This window comes from Nocardia sp. NBC_00565, from assembly GCF_036345915.1.
Taxonomy (GTDB): Bacteria; Actinomycetota; Actinomycetes; order Mycobacteriales; family Mycobacteriaceae; genus Nocardia.
Window position 1 is genome coordinate 3957462 of sequence record NZ_CP107785.1, and the last position, 20482, is coordinate 3977943.

The window sequence follows — 20482 nt, forward strand, 5'->3', positions numbered from 1 at the left end:
ACCCGCACGGCTTGAAAGGAGTACCGATGCATACGGATTGGGACAAACTCCGCCCGGTACTGACCGAGGCCATCGGCACCACGATCTATTTGGTGCTGCTCACATTCGTGGTGGGCGGGTTGATCGGGCTGTTCCTCGGCACGGCCCTCTACACCACTCGCAAGGGTGGACTACTGGCCAACGCACCGATCAATGTGCTGCTCAACGTCCTGGTGAACGTGGTTCGGCCGATTCCGTTCATCATCCTGCTCGCGGCGCTCGGGCCGGTGACGCTGGAGGTGGTCGGGACGACGATCGGCACCGAGGCCGCGGGCTTCGTGATGATCGTGGCGGCGTCCTTCGGTATCGCGCGCATCGTGGAACAGAATCTGGTGACGGTGGATCCCGGCGTGATAGAGGCGGCCAGGGCCGTCGGCGCCGGACCACTGCGGATCATTCTGACGCTGCTGATCCCAGAAGCGTTGGGCCCCTTGGCCCTCGGCTACACGTTCGTGGTTATCGCCATCGTCGATATGTCCGCCATGGCGGGTACGGTCGGTGGCGGCGGGCTCGGTGATTTCGCACTGGTCTACGGATATCAGCGCTTCGATTGGCAGGTCACGCTGGTAGCCACCCTCATCATTATCGCTGGTGTGCAGGGGATTCAGTTCCTCGGCAATTTCATCGCGCGGAAGGTGCTACGCCGCTGAGGCTCGCACCGAAAAGTGCGCTCTCGACGCGGATGACGTCGAGAGCGCACATTTCGATCAACTCGCGTTCGCGGTGCACTGCGAATCGACGATGCGCGGTGCGCGCGGCACGGAGCTGCCGAAGTTCAGCAACGGCGGCGGAGCGGTCGGCCCAGCGTTGGCGATCGCCTGCTGCTCGGCCTCGGCCCTGGTCGGCGCCCAGGCCCAGCCAAGGTGATCGTCGCCATTGCGGGCGACGGCCGCGCACGCGTTGGCGAACTGGACGATGATGTGGCAGCTGGGCAAGCCGCAGTGCTGTACCGCGACGCGGTCGGAATCCGCCCAGTTCGCGTAGTTGTACGCCCAGCCGAGGGTCGCATCGCCCTGTGCTGAGACCGAGATCGCCAGCGAGCCGTAGAGGCCACCGTCCGCCTGTGCCGCACCGGCCCCGACGGCGATGAACGCACCCGCGGACGCGGCCGCCAGCCCCACGGCTTTGGACGATAGTGACATGTGATGTCTCCCCAGTTCAGAATTAGCTTCGGATCGAATCCTGGTCGGCATGATCCGAATTGTCCAAATCTTTGTATCACCTGGGTCCGACAAAACGGAGTCAGCGATCCTGCAGTGTCACAGCGCCTCCCGTGCTCGGTGCGACTCGGCCCCACGGCGGCAGTACATCCCGCCAATCGGCGGGCCAATTCACCAGCGCGATAACCATCATGATCACCAGATGGATCGGAGCGGAGGTGCCCTGCCAGAACGGCGCGTCATCGATGAGATGGGTGGTCACCGCACCGGTCAGGACCAGCACCAGCATGGCCGCGCCGAGAAATCTGCTCTCTCGGCGCGGAAGCACCGGCGATGGCGGTACTGCCATTGCGGTGCGGGCGGATCTGAGTGAGCCCGATGACATCGACAAGTTGTTCGACCGGGTGGATACCGAGTTCGGTGCGCTCAACGGGCTCGTCAACAATGCGGCCACGCTCGAAACCCAACGCAGGGTGGATGAATTCGATGCCGAACGGTTGCGGCGCATCATGAGCGTCAACGTCATCGGGCCGATCCTGTGCGTGCGCAACGCGATTCGGCGGATGTCCTACGTCACCGGTTCCTTCCTCGACCTCGCCGGTGGACGATGAGTGTCTAGACCGTGAAGCCGAGGGCGCGCAGTTGTTCGCGGCCGTCCTCGGTGATCTTGTCCGGGCCCCACGGCGGCACCCAGACCCAGTTGATCTTGAGGTCTTCGACAAGGCCGCTGCGGACCAGGGCGTTGCGGGACTGGTCCTCGATGACATCGGTCAGCGGGCAGGCCGCGGAGGTCAGGGTCATATCGAGGATGCAGATCTCCTCCTCGACCGCGAGGCCGTAGACGAGCCCTAGGTCGACCACGTTGATGCCGAGTTCGGGGTCGACGACATCGCGCATCGCCTCCTCGATGTCCTCGAGGCGTTTGATGTCCTCTTCGGACAGCTGCGGCTGTTCGGTGGTTTCGGTAGGTGTTTCACTCATGACGAGGCCCCATTCGTGGACGTGTTGCTGCCCATTATCCGCTTGGCATCTTCGGCGGCGGTAATCCGGACCACCGCATCCTTGAACGCCATCCAGCCCAGCAGTGCGCACTTCACCCGCGCCGGGTACTTGGATACACCGGCGAGCGCTATGCCGTCACCGATCATATCCTCATCACCCTCGACAGTGCCGCGGCTGGAGATCATCTCGCTGTACGAATCGACGACCTTCAGCGCCTGCTGCACCGGCAGCCCGATCACCTGATCGGTGAGAATCGAAGTTGCGGCCTGACTGATCGAACAACCCTGACCGTCATAGGACACATCGGCGACGTCACCCTTGTCGTCGAGGTGGACGCGCAAGGTCACCTCGTCACCGCAGGTCGGGTTCACGTGGTGCACCTCGGCACCGAACGGCTCCCGCAGCCCGCGGTGATGCGGGTGCTTGTAGTGGTCCAGGATCACTTCCTGGTACATCTGCTCCATGCGCATGTCTTATGCAACTCCAAAGAACCGCTGAGCCTTCCGCACCGCGGCGACCAGTGCGTCCACCTCATCGAGGGTGTTGTAGACGGCGAAGGAGGCACGGGCGGTCGCGGGCACACCGAGGCGGCGCATCAGCGGCCAGGCGCAGTGGTGGCCGACCCGCACGGCGACGCCCTCGTCGTCCAGAATCTGCCCGACATCGTGCGCGTGGATGCCCTCGACCACGAACGACACCGCGCCACCGCGGTCGATGTTCTCGGCCGGGCCGATGATCCGGACGCCGTCGATCGCGGCGAGGCCGTCCAGTGCCGCACCGGTGAGCGAGTGCTCATGTGCCGCAACGGCTTCCATGCCGATCTGTTCGAGATACCGCACGGCCGCGCCCAATCCGACCACCTGCGAGGTCATCGGCACACCGGCCTCGAACCGCTGCGGCGGCGGGGCGTAGGTGGTGCGCTCCATGGTGACCGTCTCGATCATCGAGCCGCCGGTGATGAACGGCGGCGTCTCCGCGAGCAGCGCGCGCCGCCCGTAGAGCACGCCGACACCGGACGGGCCGAGCATCTTATGCCCGGAGAATGCGGCGAAGTCGATATCCAGCTCGCGGAAGTTCACCGGCATATGCGGTACCGACTGGCAGGCGTCGAGCACCGTCACAGCGCCGACTTCCTTTGCCCGACGGACCAATTCGGCGACATCGGTGACCGCACCGGTCACATTCGACTGATGGGTGAACGCGACAACCTTGGTGGCCGAAGACAATTCGAGTGAATCGAGATCGATCCGGCCGTCATCGGTGACGCCGTACCACTTCAGAGTGGCACCGGTGCGCCGCGCAAGCTCTTGCCACGGAACAAGATTCGCGTGATGTTCCAGCTCGGTGATGACGATCTCGTCGCCGGGGCCCACGTGGTACGGGAACCGACTGTCGGCGAACGAGTAGGTGACCAGGTTCAGCGATTCGGTCGCGTTCTTGGTGAACACGATCTCATCGGCGTCCACGCCGACGAACCGGCCGATATCGACCCGCGCGCCCTCGTAGGCGTCGGTGGCCTCCTCGGCCAGCTGGTGCGCACCGCGGTGCACCGCAGAATTGCGTTCGGTGAGGAACTCCCGTTCCGCATCGAGCACCGCGAGCGGACGCTGCGAGGTCGCGCCGGAGTCCAAGTACACCAACGTTTTCCCATCCCGAACCGTGCGGCTCAGGATCGGGAAGTCGGCCCGGATCCGGGCGACGTCGAGGGTACGGACCGTGGCGGTCATATCAGGCTCCCGCGGTTGCAGATTCGGGGACGGCAGTCGGCGGAGCCGACGGGGTGGGTGAGCTCTGGGTGAAGCGGACGTAGCCGTTGGCATCGAGTTCCTCGGCCAGCTCGGCGCCGCCCTCGGCGACGATGCGGCCACCGACGAACACGTGCACGAATTCGGGCTGGATGTAACGCAGGATCCGGGTGTAGTGCGTGATCAGCAGCACGCCACCGTTCTCGCGTTCCTTGTAGCGGTTGACGCCCTCGGAGACGATGCGCAGCGCGTCCACGTCCAGGCCGGAGTCGGTCTCGTCCAGGATGGCGATCTTCGGCTTGAGCAGGCCCAGCTGCAGAATCTCGTGGCGCTTCTTCTCACCGCCGGAGAAGCCCTCGTTCACGCTGCGCTCGGCGAAGGCGGCGTCGATCTCCAGTTCGCTCATCGACTCCTTCACCTCCTTGACCCAGGTGCGCAGCTTGGGGGCCTCGCCGCGGACCGCGGTGGCCGCGGTGCGCAGGAAGTTCGACATCGAGACGCCGGGAACCTCGACCGGGTACTGCATGGCCAGGAACAGACCCGCCCGCGCGCGCTCGTCGACGGACATCGACATGACGTCCTCGCCGTCGAGGGTGATCGAGCCGGAGGTCACCGTGTACTTCGGGTGCCCGGCGATCGCGTACGACAGGGTCGACTTGCCGGAACCGTTGGGGCCCATGATCGCGTGCGTCTCACCGGAGGAGATGGTGAGATTCACGCCCTTGAGGATCTTGATGGGCTCGCCGGACTCGTCCGGGTTGGCGACCTCGACGTGCAGGTCCTTGATTTCCAGGGTGGTCATCGAATTCGAATTCCTTTGTGGGGAGTAGGTTTCAGTCGGTTAGACGCCGATCGCGGCGAGTTCGGCCTCGATGGCCGCCTCCAGCCGCTCCCGGATCTCGGGGACCGCGATCTTCTGGATGATCTCGTGGAAGAAGCCACGCACCACCAGACGGCGGGCCGCATCCTCCGGAATACCGCGAGCGCGCAGGTAGAACAGCTGCTCGTCGTCGAAACGACCGGTCGCGGAGGCGTGTCCGGCGCCGACGATCTCACCGGTCTCGATCTCCAGGTTCGGCACCGAATCGGCGCGCGCGCCGTCGGTGAGCACCAGGTTGCGGTTCACCTCGAAGGTGTCGGTGCCCTCGGCGGCGGCGCGGATGAGCACGTCACCGACCCACACCGTGCGGGCATCACCCTTGGGCGAATGCGGATCGCCCTGCAGCGCACCCTTGTACAGCACATTCGACTTGCAGTGCGGGACCGCGTGATCGATGAGCAGGCGCTGCTCGAAATGCTGACCGGCATCGGCGAAATAGAGGCCGAGCAGTTCGGCGTCGCCGCCGGGACCGTCGTAGCGGACATTCGCGGTGAGGCGCACCAGATCGCCGCCGAGGGTCACCGCGATATGCCGCAGGGTCGCGTCGCGACCGAGCTTGGCGTGGTGCGCGGTGGTGTTCACGGCATCGTCGGCCCAGTCCTGGACCGCGACAACGGTCAGCTTCGCACTGTCACCCAGCACGAATTCGACGTTCTCGGCATAGGTTCCGCTGCCACGCTGGTCAATGACCACGGTGGCGACGGCGAAATTGCCGAGGCGAATCTGCAGGTGCCCATAGGCGGTCTTGCCCTCGCCGGGACCGGTGACCGTGACGACCACCGCCTCGGCGACCTCGGTCTCCGCGCCGACCGACACGACCGTCGCCGACTCGAAGCCCGAGTATGCCTGGGCGGCAACGCGATCCGACGGCACACCAGCCACGCCGAGACGAGAATCGGTGCGCGCCACCGTCTCCACGTTCACTCCGGCGACCGAGGAGACCTCGACCGTGGCCTTGCCGTCGCGGACCGCGGTGCCGTCGTGCAGGCCACGCAGTCGACGCAGCGGGGTGAAACGCCACGCCTCGTCCTTGCCCCTAGGCACCTCGAAGGCGTTCACGTCGTAGGAGGTGAAGACCTCACCCTTGTTGGTCGCGGCTCCTGCGCCCGGGTTCTGAATCGGCTTGGCCGTGGGATTCTCGCCCTCGACCGCTCCCGCGAGAGCGGAGCCTGCGGAGCGACCCAGCAAAGTACTGTCGCCAGTCGCCATCAGCCAACGGCCCCTTCCATCTGCAGCTCGATGAGCCGGTTCAGTTCCAACGCGTATTCCATCGGGAGTTCCTTGGCGATGGGCTCGACGAAGCCGCGCACCACCATCGCCATGGCCTCGTCCTCGGTGAGGCCGCGGCTCATCAGGTAGAACAGCTGGTCCGCGGACACCTTCGAGACGGTGGCCTCGTGCCCCATCGTTACGTCGTCCTCGCGGATGTCGACGTAGGGGTAGGTGTCGGAGCGGCTGATCGTATCGACGAGCAGCGCATCGCATTTCACGGTCGACTTGGAGCCGTACGCGCCCTTGTTCACCTGCACCAGACCGCGGTAGGAAGCACGCCCACCGCCACGCGCCACCGACTTGCTGATGATGGTGGACGAGGTGTGCGGCGCCAGGTGCAGCATCTTCGCGCCGGTGTCCTGGTGCTGACCGGGACCGGCGAAGGCCACCGACAGGACCTCACCACGGGCGTACTCACCGGTCATCCAGACCGCCGGGTACTTCATGGTGACCTTGGAGCCGATATTGCCGTCGACCCATTCCATGGTCGCGCCCGCCTCGGCCTTGGCCCGCTTGGTGACCAGGTTGTAGACGTTGTTCGACCAGTTCTGGATGGTGGTGTAGCGGCAGCGACCGCCCTTCTTCACGATGATCTCGACGACCGCGGAGTGCAGCGAATCGGACTTGTAGATCGGCGCGGTGCAGCCCTCGACATAGTGCACGTAGGCGCCCTCGTCGACGATGATCAGCGTCCGCTCGAACTGGCCCATGTTCTCGGTGTTGATCCGGAAGTAGGCCTGCAGCGGAATGTCGACCTGCACGCCCGGCGGCACGTAGATGAACGAGCCACCCGACCACACGGCGGTGTTCAGCGCGGAGAATTTGTTGTCACCGGCCGGAATGACCGAACCGAAGTACTTCTCGAAGATCTCCGGGTGCTCGCGCAGACCGGTGTCGGTGTCGAGGAAGATGACGCCCTGCTTCTCCAGGTCCTCGCGGATCGAGTGGTAGACGACCTCCGACTCGTACTGCGCGGCGACACCGGCGACCAGGCGCTGCTTCTCCGCCTCCGGGATGCCGAGCTTGTCGTAGGTGTTCTTGATGTCCTCGGGGAGATCTTCCCAGCTCTCGGCCTGCTTCTCGCTGGAGCGCACGAAGTACTTGATGTTGTCGAAGTCGATGCCGTCGAGGTTGGAGCCCCAGTTCGGCATGGGCTTGCGATCGAAGATGCGCAGCGCCTTGAGCCGCTGTTCGAGCATCCACTCGGTCTCGTTCTTCTTGGCCGAGATGTCGCGGACGACAGCCTCGGACAGGCCTCGTTGCGCACTGGCACCGGCCACATCCGAATCGGCCCAGCCGTAACCGTAGTTGCCCAGGGAAGCGATGGTTTCTTCCTGAGTGAGCGGTTGCACCTGGTCGGTGGTCGTCGTCATTCGGCACTCCTTCCGGAGTCGTTCGTACGTACCGCTGCGGGCTGTGCAGCGGTTGATGGAGCTGTCTTCTTATCGGTAATAGGCAGAACGAACAGCGGCACGTGGGTCGTGCACGCGCAATCGCCGTTGGCGATCGTCGCAAGTCGCTGTACGTGGGTTCCGAGCAGGTCCCGGAAAGCCTCGAGTTCGGCCTCGCACAACTGCGGGAATTCCTCGGCCACGTGCGCCACCGGGCAGTGGTGCTGGCAGATCTGTACGCCCGCGCCGACCTTGCGGGTGGACGCGGCGAAGCCGGCATCGGTGAAGGCCTCGGCGATCTCCTCCGCCTTGGCGGTGGTGATCTCCGGAGTGTGTTCGCCGACCGGTTCGATGCCCTCGACAATGGTCCTGGCCCGCTTGCGCGCGAATTCGGTGATGGCCTGTTCGCCGCCGACCTCACCGAGCTGACGGATGGCCGCTCCGGCCAGATCGTCGTAGGCGTGCCCGAGCCGTCCCCGCCCCACGGCCGTGAGCTGGTATTGCTTGGCCGGCCGGCCGCGCCCCTTCTGCTGCCACGGCGCCGAACGGCTGGCCCGCGCCTGACCGGATCCGATCAGCGCGTCCAAGTGCCGCCTGACACCGGCCGGCGTCAGGCCGAGCTTGCTGCCGATCGCGGTCGCGGTGATCGGCCCCTGTTCGAGCAGCAGTTGCACGACCGCGGCTCGGGTATGTCCCTCACCGCCCGCGACCAGGGTCGCAGGCGCGGCAGGGGACGCGGCACCGGTACGGCGACCGGTCCCTCCGTCCTCGTCGTGCGACAAACCCACGGTTTTCACAACACCAGTGTGACGGAATTACTTCCCGGAATCTAATAAGGGTGCCCTGAGTTACGGTGCCGATGACCTGCGCGGAAGCGCGGCCGCGGCCGAGAACGGGCGACGGCGAGTTCGCCACCTGCACCTCTTGCGCCGCGGGAGGTCTGCGCATCCGACGGAATTGCCAGTGCGATTTAGGCCACATATTGCTGATCTAAATCGAATCGGCGGCACACACCTCTTCTGGTGCCCGTGCATACGCTCGCCGGTTCATCCGAACTAGGCTGCGTCTCGTGGCGGTACTCGAGGGCGCACGGCGCAGGACACTGGCATTCGGGCGCCGGGCACTCGGACTCGATGTGCCCGCCGCCGATCACAGCATCGCACTGTTGCACAGCGACGAGACCGAGGTGCCCGGACTCGATCGCAAGGAGACCGCGCAACTCGACCGGATTCGGTTGCTCGGCGCGACCGGAACCGTATTGATGGCGATCAGCGCGCTCGGGATCGGCGCGCAACCCGTCCAGCAGAACCCGACCTCCGGAGTGCGGATACTCGGGATCTTCGCCCGCGCGCACACCGGATCGCTGGCGATGTGCATGATCGGCACCGTCGTGGTCGTGATGGCCTGGCTGCTGCTCGGCCGGTTCGCGGTCGGCGGTATCGGTGGGTCGCCGCTGCACCGATTGAGCCGATCGCAGCTGGATCGGACGCTGCTGCTGTGGATCATTCCGCTCAGCATCGCGCCGCCGCTGTTCAGCAATGACGTCTATTCCTATCTCGCACAGAGCGAGATCGCGGCGCGCGGGATCGATCCGTATCAGGAGGGGCCGGTCGCCGGGCTCGGGATCGACAATGTGCTGACCAATAACGTCCCGACGATCTGGCGAGATACGCCCGCGCCCTATGGCCCGCTGTTCCTCTGGATGGGTCGCGGCATCGCCGAACTCACCGGCGACAACATCATTCTCGGCGTATGGGTGCATCGGCTGCTCGCACTGGCCGGAGTCGCGCTGATCGTCTGGGCGCTGCCTCGACTTTCGGTGCGCTGCGGTGTCGCACCGGTGAGTGCGCTGTGGCTGGGCGCGGCGAACCCCCTCGTGCTGTTCCACCTGGTCGGCGGGGTGCACAATGACGCGCTGATGCTCGGGCTGATGCTGGCCGGAATGGAATTCGCGCTGCGCGCCATCGAGGACACCCATCCGTTCGATGGGCGGGCCTATGCGCTGCTGATATTCGGGGTGGTGGTGATAGCACTGTCGTCCTCGATCAAGTTCACCTCCATCATCGCGCTCGGATTCGTCGGTATGGCCTTGGCGCGCAGATGGGGTACGAGCCTGCGCACACTCGTGATTTCGGCGCTGATGCTCGGCGCGATCGCCATCGGCACAACACTTTTCATCAGTTCGGTCAGCGGGCTCGGATTCGGCTGGATCTACACGCTGAACACCGCGAGCGCGGTCCGCAGTTGGATGTCGTTGCCGACGGCATTGGGCATCGTCACCGGATTCGGTGGGGTGCTGCTCGGGCTCGGGGACAACACGACGGCGCTGCTCAGCATCACGCGGCCGATCGCGGCGGTGGTCGCGGCGTTCGTGACCGTCCGCATGCTGGTGGCGACGGGGACCGGGCGATTGCATCCGGTCGGGGCGCTCGGGGTCGCGCTGGGTGCGATCGTGCTGCTGTTCCCAGTGGTCCAGCCGTGGTATCTGCTGTGGGCGATCGTGCCGTTGGCCGCGTGGGCGACCAAGCCGGTCTTCCGCGTGCCCGCGGTCGCGTTCTCGGCGGTGGTGAGCGTGATCCTGATGCCGCGCGGCGCGGATCTCGAGGTGTTCCAGATCGTCGGTGCGGCCATTGCCACGGTGATCGTCTCGCTGCTGTTCATCATGATCACCCGCAATGCGTTGCCGTGGCGCGGTCAGGCGGGGGTGTCGGCTCCGTCACAGCAAGCCACCTCTTACGGTGTGTCATCGTGACTGCCGATTCCGGACCCGCCGTTCGCGTCGACGGCGTCGTCAAGCGTTACGGCGAGACCATCGCGGTCGACGGGATCAGCTTCGATGTCGAACGGGCGCAGGTGCTGGCCCTGCTCGGCCCGAACGGCGCGGGTAAGACCACGACCGTCGAGATGTGCGAGGGCTTCAACGCGCCGGATGCGGGTTCGGTCCGGGTGCTCGGACTCGATCCGATCGCCGACTCCGACCGGCTGCGTGCGCGCATCGGCGTCATGCTGCAGGGCGGCGGCGCGTACCCGGGTGCGCGGGCGGGCGAGATGCTCGACTTGGTCGCGGCCTACTCCGCCGACCCGCTCGATCCCGACTGGTTGCTGAAGACGCTGGGCCTGCAGGACAACCGGCGCACCCCGTATCGCCGCCTCTCCGGCGGCCAGCAGCAGCGGCTCGCGTTGGCGTGCGCGCTGGTCGGGAAGCCGGAGATCGTTTTCCTCGACGAGCCGACCGCGGGCCTGGACGCACAGGCCCGGCTCATCGTGTGGGAGCTGATCGACGCGCTGCGCCGCGACGGGGTGACCGTCTTGCTCACCACGCACATGATGGATGAGGCCGAGCAGCTCGCCGACCAGTTGGTGATCATCGATCACGGCCGGATCGTCGCCCTCGGAACGCCCGCCGAGGTCACCGCGCACGGTGCGGCCGGACAGCTACGCTTCACCGCCCCACCGAAACTCGATCTGCGCCTGTTGAAAATGGCGCTGCCGGAAGGCTTCTCGCCCCGCGAGACAACGCCCGGATCGTATCTGGTCGAGGGCGAGATCGACCCGCAGGTGCTGGCGACGGTCACCGCGTGGTGCGCGCAGCAGAATGTGCTGGCGACCGATATCCGGATCGACCAGCGCCGCCTCGAAGACGTCTTTCTGGAACTCACCGGACGGGACCTACGCGGATGAACCAGTCGGATCTGGTCGAAAACCGTTTCGCCCCTGGCACTTTCACTCCCGATCCGCGCCCGAGCGGCCGCTTCGCGATGATGATTGCGCAGACCCGGCTCGAGCTGATCCTGTTGCTGCGCAATGGCGAACAGCTGCTGCTCACCATGTTCATTCCGATCACGCTGCTGGTCGGGCTGAGCCTGTTGCCGTTCGGCGACCTCGGCGACGAGCGGGTCGACAAGATCGTGCCCGCGGTGATGATGGTCGCGGTCATGTCGACCGCGTTCACCGGGCAGGCCATCGCGGTCGGCTTCGACCGCCGCTACGGTGCGCTCAAACGACTCGGCGCGACCCCGCTCCCGCGCTGGGGCATCGTGACGGGCAAGAGCGCCGCGGTGCTGATCGTGGTGGTGTTGCAGGCGATTCTGTTGGGAGCCATCGGATTTGCGCTCGGCTGGCGACCCGACCTCGCGGGGCTCGGGCTCGGCGCGGTGGTCATCGCGCTCGGCACCGCGACGTTCGCGGCGATGGGGCTGCTGCTCGGCGGCACACTCAAGGCGGAGGTCGTGCTGGCGCTGGCGAATATCCTCTGGTTCGTGATGCTCGGCATCGCGAGTGTGGTGTTCGCGTCCGATGATCTGCCATCGGCGGTGAATGTGGTTGTGCGGCTGGTGCCGTCGGGGGCGCTCGCGGTCACGCTGGAAGACGCGATGCGCAATAGCGTCGACTGGTTCGGCATCGCTGTTCTCGCCGCCTGGGGTGCGGTCTGCGGCGTCCTCGCGACCCGCTTCTTCCGCTTCGACTAGGCGGCCGCACCTGCAGGGACCACATCGCAGAACGTTTGCGCCACCGATCGCGATCTTGGCCAACGACGGAATGTAGTAGACCGGCTGCGGGCAGTGAATGCAGCCCGGCTACCATCGTTGCGTGCTGTATCGCGCATTCCTGCGACTCGTCGATCTGCTCCCGCTGCCCTCGCCGCGGGTGCAGCGCTCGATCGCCGTCGCGGTCATCGTCTCCCAGGCCGGCATCGCCGTCACCGGCGCGATCGTGCGCGTCACGGCATCGGGACTCGGCTGCCCGACCTGGCCGCAATGCTTCCCCGGCAGCTTCACCCCGACCGGTGTCGCCGAAGTTCCGGTGCTGCACCAGACCGTCGAGTTCAGCAATCGCCTGCTGTCGTTCGCGGTGACGCTGTGCGCGGCGCTCATCGTGCTCGCCGTCACTCGCGCCCGCCGCCGGCGCGAGGTGCTGGTGTACGCGTGGCTGATGCCGGGCGGTACCGTCCTGCAGGCGGTCATCGGCGGTATCACCGTGCGCAGCGGGCTGCTGTGGTGGACGGTTTCGGTCCATCTGCTGGCCTCGATGCTGATGGTGTGGGTCGCGGTGGTGATGTTCGCGAAGGTCAGCGAACCCGATGACGGCATCGAGGTGATCCAGGCGCCCGCGCCCCTGCGCTGGCTGACCGGCCTGAGCGGTATCGCCCTCGCCGCCGTACTCGTCGCCGGGACCCTGGTCACCGGCGCGGGGCCGCATGCGGGCGATAAGAGCATCGAGCGTCCCGTCGAACGCCTCCAGGTCGAGATCGTCACCCTGGTGCACCTGCACTCCCAGCTGCTGGTCGGCTACCTCGCCCTGCTCATCGGCTTGGCCTTCGGCCTCTTCGCCGTCGGTATCACCGCCGCCGTCCGCACCCGCCTGTTCGTACTCCTCGGCCTGGTCTGCGCCCAGTCCCTCGTCGGCATCGTCCAGTACTTCACCGATGTCCCCGCGGCCCTCGTCGCCACTCACGTCGGTGGCGCCGCGGCCTGCACCGCCGCCACCGCTGCCCTCTGGGCCTCGCTCCGAACCCGCGAACGAGTCTGCACACCGGTCCCGAACGCAACCAAACAGTCGGCGTAGTCGGCTGATCCATGGCCGCTGTGGCCGGACTCCCGTACACCGCTTGGCAATTGGCGCACGCCCGGCCGAGCCCGGGTCATCACCGACTCCGGCCCCAACGGCTGCGCCGCCAACGTACGCGGCCCGGCAGCGGCGCAGAGTGACATCGCCGGTGGGCGTCGAAAGGTCCGATGATCGGATGCAATTCGGTGACCGAAGCCCCGAGCGCGGCTAGCCTGGCAGGCATGCCGATCACTGTCCTTGTGCCAGATGATTACGGAGTCGGGACGGCTACGCGCGGCGCTGGATGTCACCGATCCGGAGCCGTTACCGGCCGACCATTCGCTCTGGACCGCACCGGGCTTGCTGCTGACGCCTCACGTCGCAGGCAACAGCCGAGGCGTCGTCGAACGCGCCTACTCCGTCGTCGCGGCGGAGTCGCTCGATATGCGGCCGGCGAGTTGCCGAAAAACCTGGTACGCGGCGATTACTGACAACCCGATTCAGACGTGCGCTCGCGTGCGCCCATCGATGACCTTCAGCGCCAACTCGGCCCACCGCAGGTTCTCCTGCTCGAATGAGATGCCGCGCAGCAGTGTGAGATAGGGCCCGACGCGTCCGGCGTCGGCGAGAAAGTCATCTTCGGTGCGCCCATCGAGTAGCCGGGCCCGAAGCCGTTCGTAGCGCGCCAGTTTCGCCGTCGCCCACTCAGCCCGCTCGGCGATCGCGGCCCGAACCGCCGCCGCATCCCCACTGTCCAGGGCCGAAACCTTCACCAGCAGCTCATCCCGGATCGCGGTGGGCTTGGACGGCTCAACAGTGAAGGCGCGCAACGCATCTCGCCCTGCCGCAGTGAGCGAGTACAGCCGCTTGTTGGGCCTGCGCTCCTGCTCGACGAGCCTGGCCGCGAGCAGACCAGCAGCGGTCATCCGGTCCAGTTCCCGATAGAGCTGCTGCGGTGTGGCCATCCAGAAATTGGCCACCGAGGCATCGAACCCCTTGGCCAGGTCATAGCCCGACGCCTCGCCCTCGAGCAACGCGGCGAGCACGGCATTGCGAAGCGCCATCGGCCGACCATATCACCAATATGATTATTCAAAAAATTGTCCACTCACCCATGGACACCAGCACTGATACAGCGCTACGGTACGAAGACCCTAGTCAACTAGTTGCATATGAAAGGTGGCGCGATGCATCCCTTCCGCAAGGCAGTCGAGGCGCTGGACGCGGCGGCGGTCGAGGCGCTGCTGGCCGACAATGTGGTGTTCACCAGCCCGGTGGCATTCCAGCCCTATCCGGGCAAGCCCATCACCGCGGCGATTCTGCGCGGTGTCATGCGGGTCTTCGAGGACTTCCGCTATATCCGGGAGATCGCCGATCCAGGCGGTCGCGATCACGCCCTGGTGTTCGAGGCGAAGGTGAACGGCAAGCACGTCACCGGCTGCGATTTCATCCACCTCGACGCGGACGGCAAGATCGACGATCTGATGGTCATGGTCCGTCCGCTCTCGGCGGCGACCGCGCTGGCCGAGGCGATGGGCGCGCAATTCGATCGGATCAAACAGGAAGCGATCGAACAGACTCAGCGCGAAGCCGCCGGCGCATAACCGATTTCGACGACTCAGCCCAACCGCGGCCGGGTCGCCCGCGCGAGCAGCCGGATCAGCGAATCCGATGCCAGCTGCCCGCGCTGGATGCGCAGTCCGGCATAACACGGATCACCGTTGTCGACGAGTTCGACGATCATCGGCTCGTCCAAATGCTCTGCGGCGAAGGCATATACGTGCTCGAGCTTGGGCACGATCAGTCCGTAGTCGAGGGTCCGCGCCACCCGCCCCTCCAGCGCGAGCACCGCGTTGACGGAGGAATTCGTCAGCGGATACACCTCCGGGAACACATTGCGCAGGTCGAGGAACAGCCGTACCGAGCTGCGGCGCGGGTCGGCCGACCAGCCGCCGAGCCGCCCGAACCGGCCGAGTGCGAGCCGCGGCCGCGCCACCAGCGCATGCGTGAACAGCACGCGCATCAACGTCACGTTGATCATCAACCGCTCGGCGGGCAGCTCGGCCTCGGCCAACTCCTGATGCTCCAGATAACCGGCGACGATGCTGCGATTGTGTGCCCGGTACCACGCCGTCGGCGAAGGGGCGGTGAGGAATTCGAGCCACAACCGAGCGCCGGGCGTCGAACCGTCGCGGACACCGGCGTGATGCAACAGCGCGGCTTCCAGTTTGTCGTGCAGTAGTCGGTCGTTGATCGCGCGCCACCACGGACTGCCGGTCTCGGGGTCGAATACGCCACGGGCGAGTTCCCAACGCAGGAAGGCGATTTCGGCGCGGCCGTAGGCGCGCAGTGCCGGTGGGTAGAAACCCTCGGCCAGCGCGATGCGCTGGTGCGCGTCGGCATGCGCGGCGCCGACCCGCCGAGCCGCCAGCTCGCTCGCCTTATCCGCGTTCATCGCCCCCTACTTTACGAGCCGAAAGCGGTCCGTACCCGGCACCGCAGACCCATCAGTATTTCGATGTCTCTTATTCAGGATCCTATTGGTGCTCCGATGAACGGCTGCCTAACGTTGGCATCGCGACGAACTGACACTATGGATGCGGAACGTCAGTGCGTCGAACGAATCCCCGATCAGGAGGCACAGATGTCGAAGATTCTTTTCGTCATGACCGGCGTCGACTACTGGACGCTGGCCGACGGCACCAAACACCCGACCGGTTACTGGGCCGAAGAGGTGGTCGCACCGTACGACGCATTCAAGGCGGCGGGTCACGAGATCGTGGTGGCCACACCCGGCGGCGTGGTTCCCACCGTCGACCGGGGCAGTCTCGCGCCGGAGGTGAACGGCGGCGCGGACGGTGCGGACGCGATCGCACGGACCCTCGCCGAGGCGACCGAGTTGCGTAAGCCGATCCGGCTCGAGGACGCCGATCTCGCCGAATACGATGCGGTCTACTACCCGGGCGGGCACGGGCCGATGGAAGATCTGTCGGTGAATGCCGACTCCGGCGCGCTGCTCGATGCCGCACTGGCCTCGGGCAAACCACTCGGCGTGGTCTGCCATGCGCCCGCCGCACTATTGGCGACCGCCATCGATGGCGACTCATCGTTCGCGGGCTACCGCGTCACCGGATTCACCAATGCCGAGGAGGCACAAGCCGGTTTCGCCGATAAGGCCAAGTGGCTGCTCGAGGATCGTTTGGTCGAGCTCGGCGTCGATTTCCGCGTCGGCGAGCCGTGGGCGCCACATATCGAGATCGATCGCAATCTCTACACCGGCCAGAATCCCGCGTCGTCGGCACCGCTGGCCGCGGAGATCGTCAAAGCGCTGGGCTGACCCGAGAGAGCTGGGCTGAATCCGATGGCCGCCGACCGAACCACCGATGTACTCGATGCGACGCAGCGTTGCCTGATCCGCTACGGCATGCGGCGCACCACGATGGACGACATCGCCGGTGAGATGGCGATGTCACGGTCGGCGATTTACCAATACGTGCGCAACAAGGAGGACGCGGTCCGTCAGCTCAGCGCGCGTATGCACGATCAGGCGCTGCACGCCGCACGGCGAGCCGCCGCCGAGCACTGCCCCGTCGCGGATCGAGTGCACGGAATCCTCACGGCCAAACTGGATCTCGTCTGCGGCCCGTTCGCCGACTCCCCGCACGCCGCCGAATTACTCGACGAGCAGGCCCGGGTCAGCGGCGACATCTGCCGCGACTTCACCGCCGACCTCATCGCCCTGCTCACGGAGGTCTTCGCCGAGGCGCGCGTGGCACAACCAGACGAGGCCGCCCAGATCAGTCTGGCCATCCTCGTCGGCCTCATCGAAACCGACCACACCGACCTCCTACGCCCCGCCCTCACCGCCACCATCCCCAGCCTCGCGACCGCGCCGCCCTGGGATCGAGATCAGGTGGGCCTGGTAGCGGCACCGCCCGACCAGCCCCGCCACTAGTTCCACTTGATCTTGATCCCAGCGGGGCATAGATGAAGCGGCTGATGCGTTGGCGCCAGAGGGACGGTGTGCGAACCATGCCCACTCATGGTCGCCCGGACCGCTGACGTCACGACACCGTGATACCTACTTCCCATGGAGTGACCGTATGACCACATCCACCACCGCACGTCCCGCCGACGCCTCGGGCACCTTCGCGCTCGGCGGCGATCTGACCGTCAACCGCCTCGGCTACGGCGCGATGCAGATCACCGGCCCCGGTGTCTGGGGCGATCCGAAGGATCCGGCCGAGGCGGTGCGCGTGCTGCGCCGCGCCGTCGAGCTGGGCGTCAACTTCATCGACACCGCGGACTCCTATGGCCCGTTCGTCAGCGAGAACCTCATTCGCGAGGCTCTGCACCCGTATGCCGACGATCTGGTCATCGCTACCAAGGGCGGTCTCACCCGGTCCGGTCCCGGCGACTGGCGTCCGGTCGGCCGGCCCGAATACCTGCGCCAGCAGCTGCATCTGAGTCTGCGCCACCTCGGGGTCGAGCGGATCGACCTGTACCAGTTGCATCGCATCGATGCGGCAGTACCGCTCGCCGATCAGCTCGGCGCGCTCGTGGAGCTGCAGCGCGAGGGCAAGATTCGCCATATCGGTGTATCCGAGGTCAGCGTCGAACAGCTGAAGCAGGCCCGCGAGATCGCCGAGATCGTCTCGGTACAGAACCTCTACAACCTCGCCAACCGCAGCGCCGAGGACGTCCTGAACTACGCCGAGGCCAATAACATCGCCTTCATCCCGTGGTTCCCCATCGCCACCGGCGAACTCGCGCGTCCGGGCGGACCGCTGGACACCTTCGCCAAGAAGCACGATGCCAGCCCGTCACAGTTGGCGCTGGCCTGGCTGCTGCGTCGCTCGCCGGTGATCCTGCCGATTCCGGGCACCTCCAGCGTCGCGCATGTGGAGCAGAACACCGCGGCCGCCACCGTCACGCTCACCGACGAGGAGTTCGCCGCGCTCTCCGCCGCGGTCTGAACATCCTGAAATCCGCCTTGCGATCGGCCTCGAGCAGCACCCGCCGCCCGAGGCCGATCGGCGTCCGGCTATCCGGATGGACGTCCTGACATCGGCCTTGGCCCGAGACCATCCAGCAGGCGAGTGCGCACACTTCGATTGCGCGCGAATCCCTGCTTCCCGCAATGAATCCCCGCGCGAATGGATAGAAGAACGGCGAGATCGACCTGGATCTCGCGAAGTAGACCGCAGCGGTCGGGCGGCGATCCGCTGACGGCTCGCCGCCGATCGCCGCAGTACCCCGCGGTAAGGGCCGTTGTTCCCTTGTTCGGCCCGCGCCACTCTGCGAACGTGAAACGCCTGATCATCGGCAAGCGGAAAGTATTCGCCCGTGGCATCGCTGTTATGGGTCGCGCTACCCTACGGCGCATTTCTATCGTTCGTGTTGGGTCACGTGTGGCGGTACCGGCGCGACGGCTTCCGCAGCTATACCCGTAGCCCGGAGATGGACCGCACCGAGCGATTCGGGACGATGGCATTCCGGACCGGGGTCGGCCTGGTTGTCGTCGCCCGCGTCGCCAGTGTGATCACCGCGCAGCCACAAGCTCGCCCGGCCGGTGCGATCCATGCCGTCATCATGACCGCGCAGATCGTCGGCCTCACCACTGCGGCGATCGGTGCGGTGTTGCTGTTCATCCCGGATCTGATCTCGGGTACCGGCGTGCCCGCGATCACCCCGATCGATCGCATCACCTTCCCCGCCCTGACGGCCGCGCTGCTCTCCGGTGTGTTCATCGAGTTCGGCCACGGCGAGCGCGAATATCGCAGGGCCGAAACGCTATTCGCCTGGTTCCGATCGCTGTTCACGATCGATCCGTATCCGGAGGCGATGGCGCACGCCCCGCTGATCTACCAGGCGCGCGCACTGATCCTGCTGCTGATCATCGGGATCTGGCCATATACCCGGCTGGCGGGCATCTTCGCGGGCCCGATCACGCGACTGATCCTGCGAGCCCTCCCGCGCCGTGGTCTCGACGGCGCGATCACCAGAGCGTGAACTGCTCAGTTCTCGTTGCGCGCCTTCGGAAAACGAGTCTGCCGCGCGACCCAACCGGCCATTTTCGCCCAGTGGCCCTTTCGCGGGGTGACGATCGAGGTCAGCTCACGGTCCCATTCATCGGCCTCGCTGAGACCGTCGACCGTCTCGATCAACTCCTTGGCAGTGGCCAGATCGGCGACGACACGGTCGCCGAGGATGCCATCCGAGCCGACCAGGGTGACGCGCACACCCAAACGACCGATCGGCTGCAGGACGGCGGTGGCCGAGCCGCCGTGCTCGGCGACGAATCCCTTGACGGAATCCACTAGGGAACCGGACAGCTTCACCGTGGCCGGGGCGGCTTGAGCACTCATGCCGGCTATCTTACTGACCGGTACGTTCAGGTCCACTCCCCGTGGGGTGTAGAACAGATCGCATGCGCGCTATTCAGGTTTCCGAACATGGCGGTCCCGAAGTCCTGAAATATGTCGAGGTGCCGGATCCGACGATCGGTCCGGATCAGCTGCTCGTCGATGCCGACGCGATCGGCATCAACTTCATCGACACCTACATTCGCACCGGCCGCTATCCGCAGCCGGTCCCCTACGTACCCGGCGCCGAGGGCACCGGCGTGGTGGCCGAGGTCGGCGCCGCGGTGACCGAGTTCGCCGTCGGCGACCGGGTCGCCTGGGCCGCCGCACCCGGCAGCTACGCCGAGCGGGTCGCGGTGCCGGCCGCGGTCGCGGTCAAGGTGCCCGACGGCGTCGACGCACCGGTGGCCGCCTCGGCGCTGCTGCAGGGCATGACCGCGCACTACCTGATCGAATCGATCTACAAACCCGAACCCGGTGAAACCGTGCTGGTGCACGCGGGCGCGGGCGGTGTCGGCCTGCTGCTCACCCAGCTCGCCGCGACGCGTGGCGTTCGGGTGATCACCACCGTATCCTCCGACGCGAAGGAAAAATTGTCCCGCGAGGCGGGTGCGGCCGAGGTGCTGCGCTACGGCGACGATCTCGCAGATCGAGTCCGCGCACTGACCGATGGCGTCGGTGTCGCCGCCGCCTACGACGGGGTCGGCGCGGCCACCTTCGAAGCCAGCCTGGCCTCGGTCCGCATCCGCGGCACGATCGCCCTGTTCGGCGCGGCCAGCGGACCGGTGCCGCCGTTCGATCTGCAGCGTCTCAACCCGGCGGGCTCACTGTTCGTCACCCGGCCGACCCTGGTCCACTACACCCGCGACCGCGCCGAATTGCTTTGGCGCGCAGGCGATATCCTCGCCGCCATCGCGAATGACACGCTGCACGTCCGGATCGGGGCGTCCTATCCGCTCGCCGAGGCCACGCAGGCGCATCAGGATCTGGAGGGCCGCAAGACGACCGGCTCCATCGTGCTGCTGCCCTGAGGCTCGGCACCGATTTCGAATCGTGACAGCTCATCGAGGCCGTCGGTCCC

The 20482-nt window shown here is 66.2% G+C and carries 25 protein-coding genes; 13 read left to right on the plus strand and 12 right to left on the minus strand.

The window, feature by feature from the left end; genetic code table 11:
- The first annotated feature begins 26 nt into the window (after positions 1 to 26).
- Positions 27 to 689, plus strand: coding sequence for a methionine ABC transporter permease (locus OG874_RS18955; protein WP_330256453.1), 663 nt, complete (start codon positions 27 to 29; stop codon positions 687 to 689).
- Positions 690 to 746: 57 nt separating this feature from the next.
- On the opposite strand, the gene OG874_RS18960 is transcribed toward OG874_RS18955, so the two are convergent.
- Complete coding sequence (locus OG874_RS18960; RefSeq protein ID WP_330256454.1) at positions 747 to 1181, minus strand: DUF4189 domain-containing protein; 435 nt, start codon at positions 1179 to 1181, stop codon at positions 747 to 749.
- 100 nt (positions 1182 to 1281) lie between these two features.
- Positions 1282 to 1488, minus strand: a complete 207-nt coding sequence (locus OG874_RS18965; protein ID WP_330256455.1) for a hypothetical protein — start codon at positions 1486 to 1488, stop codon at positions 1282 to 1284.
- On the opposite strand from OG874_RS18965, the gene OG874_RS18970 reads away from it, so the two are divergent.
- Positions 1487 to 1810, plus strand: coding sequence for an SDR family oxidoreductase (locus OG874_RS18970; protein WP_330256456.1), 324 nt, complete (start codon positions 1487 to 1489; stop codon positions 1808 to 1810). The two genes, OG874_RS18965 and OG874_RS18970, sit on opposite strands and share 2 nt — an antisense overlap.
- Positions 1811 to 1814: 4 nt before the next feature.
- Here OG874_RS18970 and OG874_RS18975 read toward each other — a convergent pair whose 3' ends face one another.
- Genes OG874_RS18975 through OG874_RS19005 form a run of 7 tightly spaced genes read right to left on the minus strand, consistent with a single transcriptional unit; the run spans position 1815 to position 8286 of the window.
- Complete coding sequence (locus OG874_RS18975) at positions 1815 to 2180, minus strand: metal-sulfur cluster assembly factor (RefSeq protein WP_330256457.1); 366 nt, start codon at positions 2178 to 2180, stop codon at positions 1815 to 1817.
- Positions 2177 to 2671 (minus strand): Fe-S cluster assembly sulfur transfer protein SufU, encoded by a 495-nt coding sequence (gene sufU / locus OG874_RS18980; RefSeq protein WP_330256458.1) that lies wholly within the window; start codon positions 2669 to 2671, stop codon positions 2177 to 2179. The genes OG874_RS18975 and sufU overlap by 4 nt, the downstream gene beginning before the upstream one ends.
- 3 nt (positions 2672 to 2674) lie before the next feature.
- Positions 2675 to 3928, minus strand: a complete 1254-nt coding sequence (locus tag OG874_RS18985; RefSeq protein WP_330256459.1) for a cysteine desulfurase — start codon at positions 3926 to 3928, stop codon at positions 2675 to 2677.
- Between the two features lies 1 nt (position 3929).
- Positions 3930 to 4748, minus strand: coding sequence for a Fe-S cluster assembly ATPase SufC (sufC, locus tag OG874_RS18990; protein WP_330256460.1), 819 nt, complete (start codon positions 4746 to 4748; stop codon positions 3930 to 3932).
- 39 nt (positions 4749 to 4787) lie between these two features.
- Positions 4788 to 6035, minus strand: a complete 1248-nt coding sequence (sufD, locus tag OG874_RS18995; RefSeq protein ID WP_330256461.1) for a Fe-S cluster assembly protein SufD — start codon at positions 6033 to 6035, stop codon at positions 4788 to 4790.
- Positions 6035 to 7471, minus strand: coding sequence for a Fe-S cluster assembly protein SufB (sufB, locus tag OG874_RS19000; protein ID WP_330256462.1), 1437 nt, complete (start codon positions 7469 to 7471; stop codon positions 6035 to 6037). The genes sufD and sufB overlap by 1 nt, the downstream gene beginning before the upstream one ends.
- Complete coding sequence (locus tag OG874_RS19005; RefSeq protein ID WP_330256463.1) at positions 7468 to 8286, minus strand: helix-turn-helix transcriptional regulator; 819 nt, start codon at positions 8284 to 8286, stop codon at positions 7468 to 7470. The genes sufB and OG874_RS19005 overlap by 4 nt, the downstream gene beginning before the upstream one ends.
- Positions 8287 to 8558: 272 nt before the next feature.
- Between OG874_RS19005 and mptB the strand changes: the two genes are divergently transcribed.
- The 5 genes from mptB to OG874_RS44775 all read left to right on the plus strand — a co-directional run bounded on the left by mptB (position 8559) and on the right by OG874_RS44775 (position 13639).
- Positions 8559 to 10241 carry a polyprenol phosphomannose-dependent alpha 1,6 mannosyltransferase MptB gene (gene mptB, locus OG874_RS19010; protein WP_330256464.1) on the plus strand — a complete coding sequence of 561 codons (1683 nt, stop codon included), beginning with the start codon at positions 8559 to 8561 and terminating at the stop codon, positions 10239 to 10241.
- Entirely contained in the window at positions 10238 to 11170 is a 933-nt protein-coding gene (locus tag OG874_RS19015; protein WP_330256465.1) for an ABC transporter ATP-binding protein, read from the plus strand. Before mptB ends, OG874_RS19015 begins: the two co-directional genes overlap by 4 nt.
- The gene (locus OG874_RS19020) at positions 11167 to 11958 is read left to right on the plus strand and encodes an ABC transporter permease (protein ID WP_330256466.1); all 792 of its coding nucleotides are present in this window, start codon (positions 11167 to 11169) and stop codon (positions 11956 to 11958) included. The genes OG874_RS19015 and OG874_RS19020 overlap by 4 nt, the downstream gene beginning before the upstream one ends.
- Positions 11959 to 12079: 121 nt before the next feature.
- Entirely contained in the window at positions 12080 to 13054 is a 975-nt protein-coding gene (locus OG874_RS19025) for a COX15/CtaA family protein (RefSeq protein ID WP_330256467.1), read from the plus strand.
- Positions 13055 to 13303: 249 nt separating this feature from the next.
- Positions 13304 to 13639 (plus strand): NAD(P)-dependent oxidoreductase, encoded by a 336-nt coding sequence (locus OG874_RS44775; RefSeq protein ID WP_442943360.1) that lies wholly within the window; start codon positions 13304 to 13306, stop codon positions 13637 to 13639.
- Here OG874_RS44775 and OG874_RS19035 read toward each other — a convergent pair.
- Positions 13537 to 14100 carry a PadR family transcriptional regulator gene (locus OG874_RS19035; protein WP_330256468.1) on the minus strand — a complete coding sequence of 188 codons (564 nt, stop codon included), beginning with the start codon at positions 14098 to 14100 and terminating at the stop codon, positions 13537 to 13539. The genes OG874_RS44775 and OG874_RS19035 overlap by 103 nt on opposite strands.
- A 123-nt stretch (positions 14101 to 14223) precedes the next feature.
- Here OG874_RS19035 and OG874_RS19040 point away from each other — a divergent pair, with 123 nt between their 5' ends.
- Positions 14224 to 14640 carry a nuclear transport factor 2 family protein gene (locus OG874_RS19040; protein WP_330256469.1) on the plus strand — a complete coding sequence of 139 codons (417 nt, stop codon included), beginning with the start codon at positions 14224 to 14226 and terminating at the stop codon, positions 14638 to 14640.
- A 14-nt stretch (positions 14641 to 14654) separates the two neighbouring features.
- Here the strand turns inward: OG874_RS19040 and OG874_RS19045 are convergent, their stop codons facing one another.
- On the minus strand, positions 14655 to 15491 hold the full coding sequence (locus tag OG874_RS19045) for a hypothetical protein (protein WP_330256470.1): 837 nt from the start codon (positions 15489 to 15491) through the stop codon (positions 14655 to 14657).
- A 189-nt stretch (positions 15492 to 15680) separates the two neighbouring features.
- Between OG874_RS19045 and OG874_RS19050 the strand changes: the two genes are divergently transcribed.
- From OG874_RS19050 to OG874_RS19065, 4 genes are all read left to right on the plus strand, one after another.
- Positions 15681 to 16373 carry a type 1 glutamine amidotransferase domain-containing protein gene (locus tag OG874_RS19050; protein WP_330256471.1) on the plus strand — a complete coding sequence of 231 codons (693 nt, stop codon included), beginning with the start codon at positions 15681 to 15683 and terminating at the stop codon, positions 16371 to 16373.
- 24 nt (positions 16374 to 16397) lie between these two features.
- Positions 16398 to 16991: a TetR/AcrR family transcriptional regulator gene (locus OG874_RS19055; RefSeq protein ID WP_330256472.1), complete on the plus strand. Its 594-nt coding sequence runs from the start codon at positions 16398 to 16400 to the stop codon at positions 16989 to 16991.
- Positions 16992 to 17139: 148 nt separating this feature from the next.
- Positions 17140 to 18012, plus strand: coding sequence for an aldo/keto reductase (locus OG874_RS19060; protein WP_330256473.1), 873 nt, complete (start codon positions 17140 to 17142; stop codon positions 18010 to 18012).
- A 370-nt stretch (positions 18013 to 18382) separates the two neighbouring features.
- Positions 18383 to 19048, plus strand: a complete 666-nt coding sequence (locus tag OG874_RS19065; protein WP_330256474.1) for a respiratory nitrate reductase subunit gamma — start codon at positions 18383 to 18385, stop codon at positions 19046 to 19048.
- A gap of 5 nt (positions 19049 to 19053) precedes the next feature.
- Here the strand turns inward: OG874_RS19065 and OG874_RS19070 are convergent, their stop codons facing one another.
- A complete protein-coding gene (locus OG874_RS19070) occupies positions 19054 to 19404 on the minus strand; it encodes a hypothetical protein (protein WP_330256475.1) in 351 nt (116 codons plus the stop codon).
- A gap of 62 nt (positions 19405 to 19466) precedes the next feature.
- Between OG874_RS19070 and OG874_RS19075 the strand changes: the two genes are divergently transcribed.
- A complete protein-coding gene (locus tag OG874_RS19075) occupies positions 19467 to 20432 on the plus strand; it encodes a quinone oxidoreductase family protein (RefSeq protein ID WP_330256476.1) in 966 nt (321 codons plus the stop codon).
- Positions 20433 to 20482: the final 50 nt, after the last annotated feature.

Excerpts from the sequence above, each read along its gene's own strand:
- OG874_RS18955 (WP_330256453.1), top strand. The coding sequence starts at position 27 with ATGCATACGGATTGGGACAAACTCCGCCCGGTACTGACCGAGGCCATC.
- OG874_RS18960 (WP_330256454.1), bottom strand. The coding sequence starts at position 1,181 with ATGTCACTATCGTCCAAAGCCGTGGGGCTGGCGGCCGCGTCCGCGGGT.
- OG874_RS18970 (WP_330256456.1), top strand. The coding sequence starts at position 1,487 with ATGGCCGCGCCGAGAAATCTGCTCTCTCGGCGCGGAAGCACCGGCGAT.
- OG874_RS18965 (WP_330256455.1), bottom strand. The coding sequence starts at position 1,488 with ATGCTGGTGCTGGTCCTGACCGGTGCGGTGACCACCCATCTCATCGAT.
- OG874_RS18975 (WP_330256457.1), bottom strand. The coding sequence starts at position 2,180 with ATGAGTGAAACACCTACCGAAACCACCGAACAGCCGCAGCTGTCCGAA.
- sufU (WP_330256458.1), bottom strand. The coding sequence starts at position 2,671 with ATGCGCATGGAGCAGATGTACCAGGAAGTGATCCTGGACCACTACAAG.
- OG874_RS18985 (WP_330256459.1), bottom strand. The coding sequence starts at position 3,928 with ATGACCGCCACGGTCCGTACCCTCGACGTCGCCCGGATCCGGGCCGAC.
- sufC (WP_330256460.1), bottom strand. The coding sequence starts at position 4,748 with ATGACCACCCTGGAAATCAAGGACCTGCACGTCGAGGTCGCCAACCCG.
- sufD (WP_330256461.1), bottom strand. The coding sequence starts at position 6,035 with ATGGCGACTGGCGACAGTACTTTGCTGGGTCGCTCCGCAGGCTCCGCT.
- sufB (WP_330256462.1), bottom strand. The coding sequence starts at position 7,471 with ATGACGACGACCACCGACCAGGTGCAACCGCTCACTCAGGAAGAAACC.
- OG874_RS19020 (WP_330256466.1), top strand. The coding sequence starts at position 11,167 with ATGAACCAGTCGGATCTGGTCGAAAACCGTTTCGCCCCTGGCACTTTC.
- OG874_RS44775 (WP_442943360.1), top strand. The coding sequence starts at position 13,304 with ATGATTACGGAGTCGGGACGGCTACGCGCGGCGCTGGATGTCACCGAT.
- OG874_RS19035 (WP_330256468.1), bottom strand. The coding sequence starts at position 14,100 with ATGGCGCTTCGCAATGCCGTGCTCGCCGCGTTGCTCGAGGGCGAGGCG.
- OG874_RS19040 (WP_330256469.1), top strand. The coding sequence starts at position 14,224 with ATGCATCCCTTCCGCAAGGCAGTCGAGGCGCTGGACGCGGCGGCGGTC.
- OG874_RS19045 (WP_330256470.1), bottom strand. The coding sequence starts at position 15,491 with ATGAACGCGGATAAGGCGAGCGAGCTGGCGGCTCGGCGGGTCGGCGCC.
- OG874_RS19050 (WP_330256471.1), top strand. The coding sequence starts at position 15,681 with ATGTCGAAGATTCTTTTCGTCATGACCGGCGTCGACTACTGGACGCTG.
- OG874_RS19055 (WP_330256472.1), top strand. The coding sequence starts at position 16,398 with ATGGCCGCCGACCGAACCACCGATGTACTCGATGCGACGCAGCGTTGC.
- OG874_RS19060 (WP_330256473.1), top strand. The coding sequence starts at position 17,140 with ATGACCACATCCACCACCGCACGTCCCGCCGACGCCTCGGGCACCTTC.
- OG874_RS19070 (WP_330256475.1), bottom strand. The coding sequence starts at position 19,404 with ATGAGTGCTCAAGCCGCCCCGGCCACGGTGAAGCTGTCCGGTTCCCTA.
- OG874_RS19075 (WP_330256476.1), top strand. The coding sequence starts at position 19,467 with ATGCGCGCTATTCAGGTTTCCGAACATGGCGGTCCCGAAGTCCTGAAA.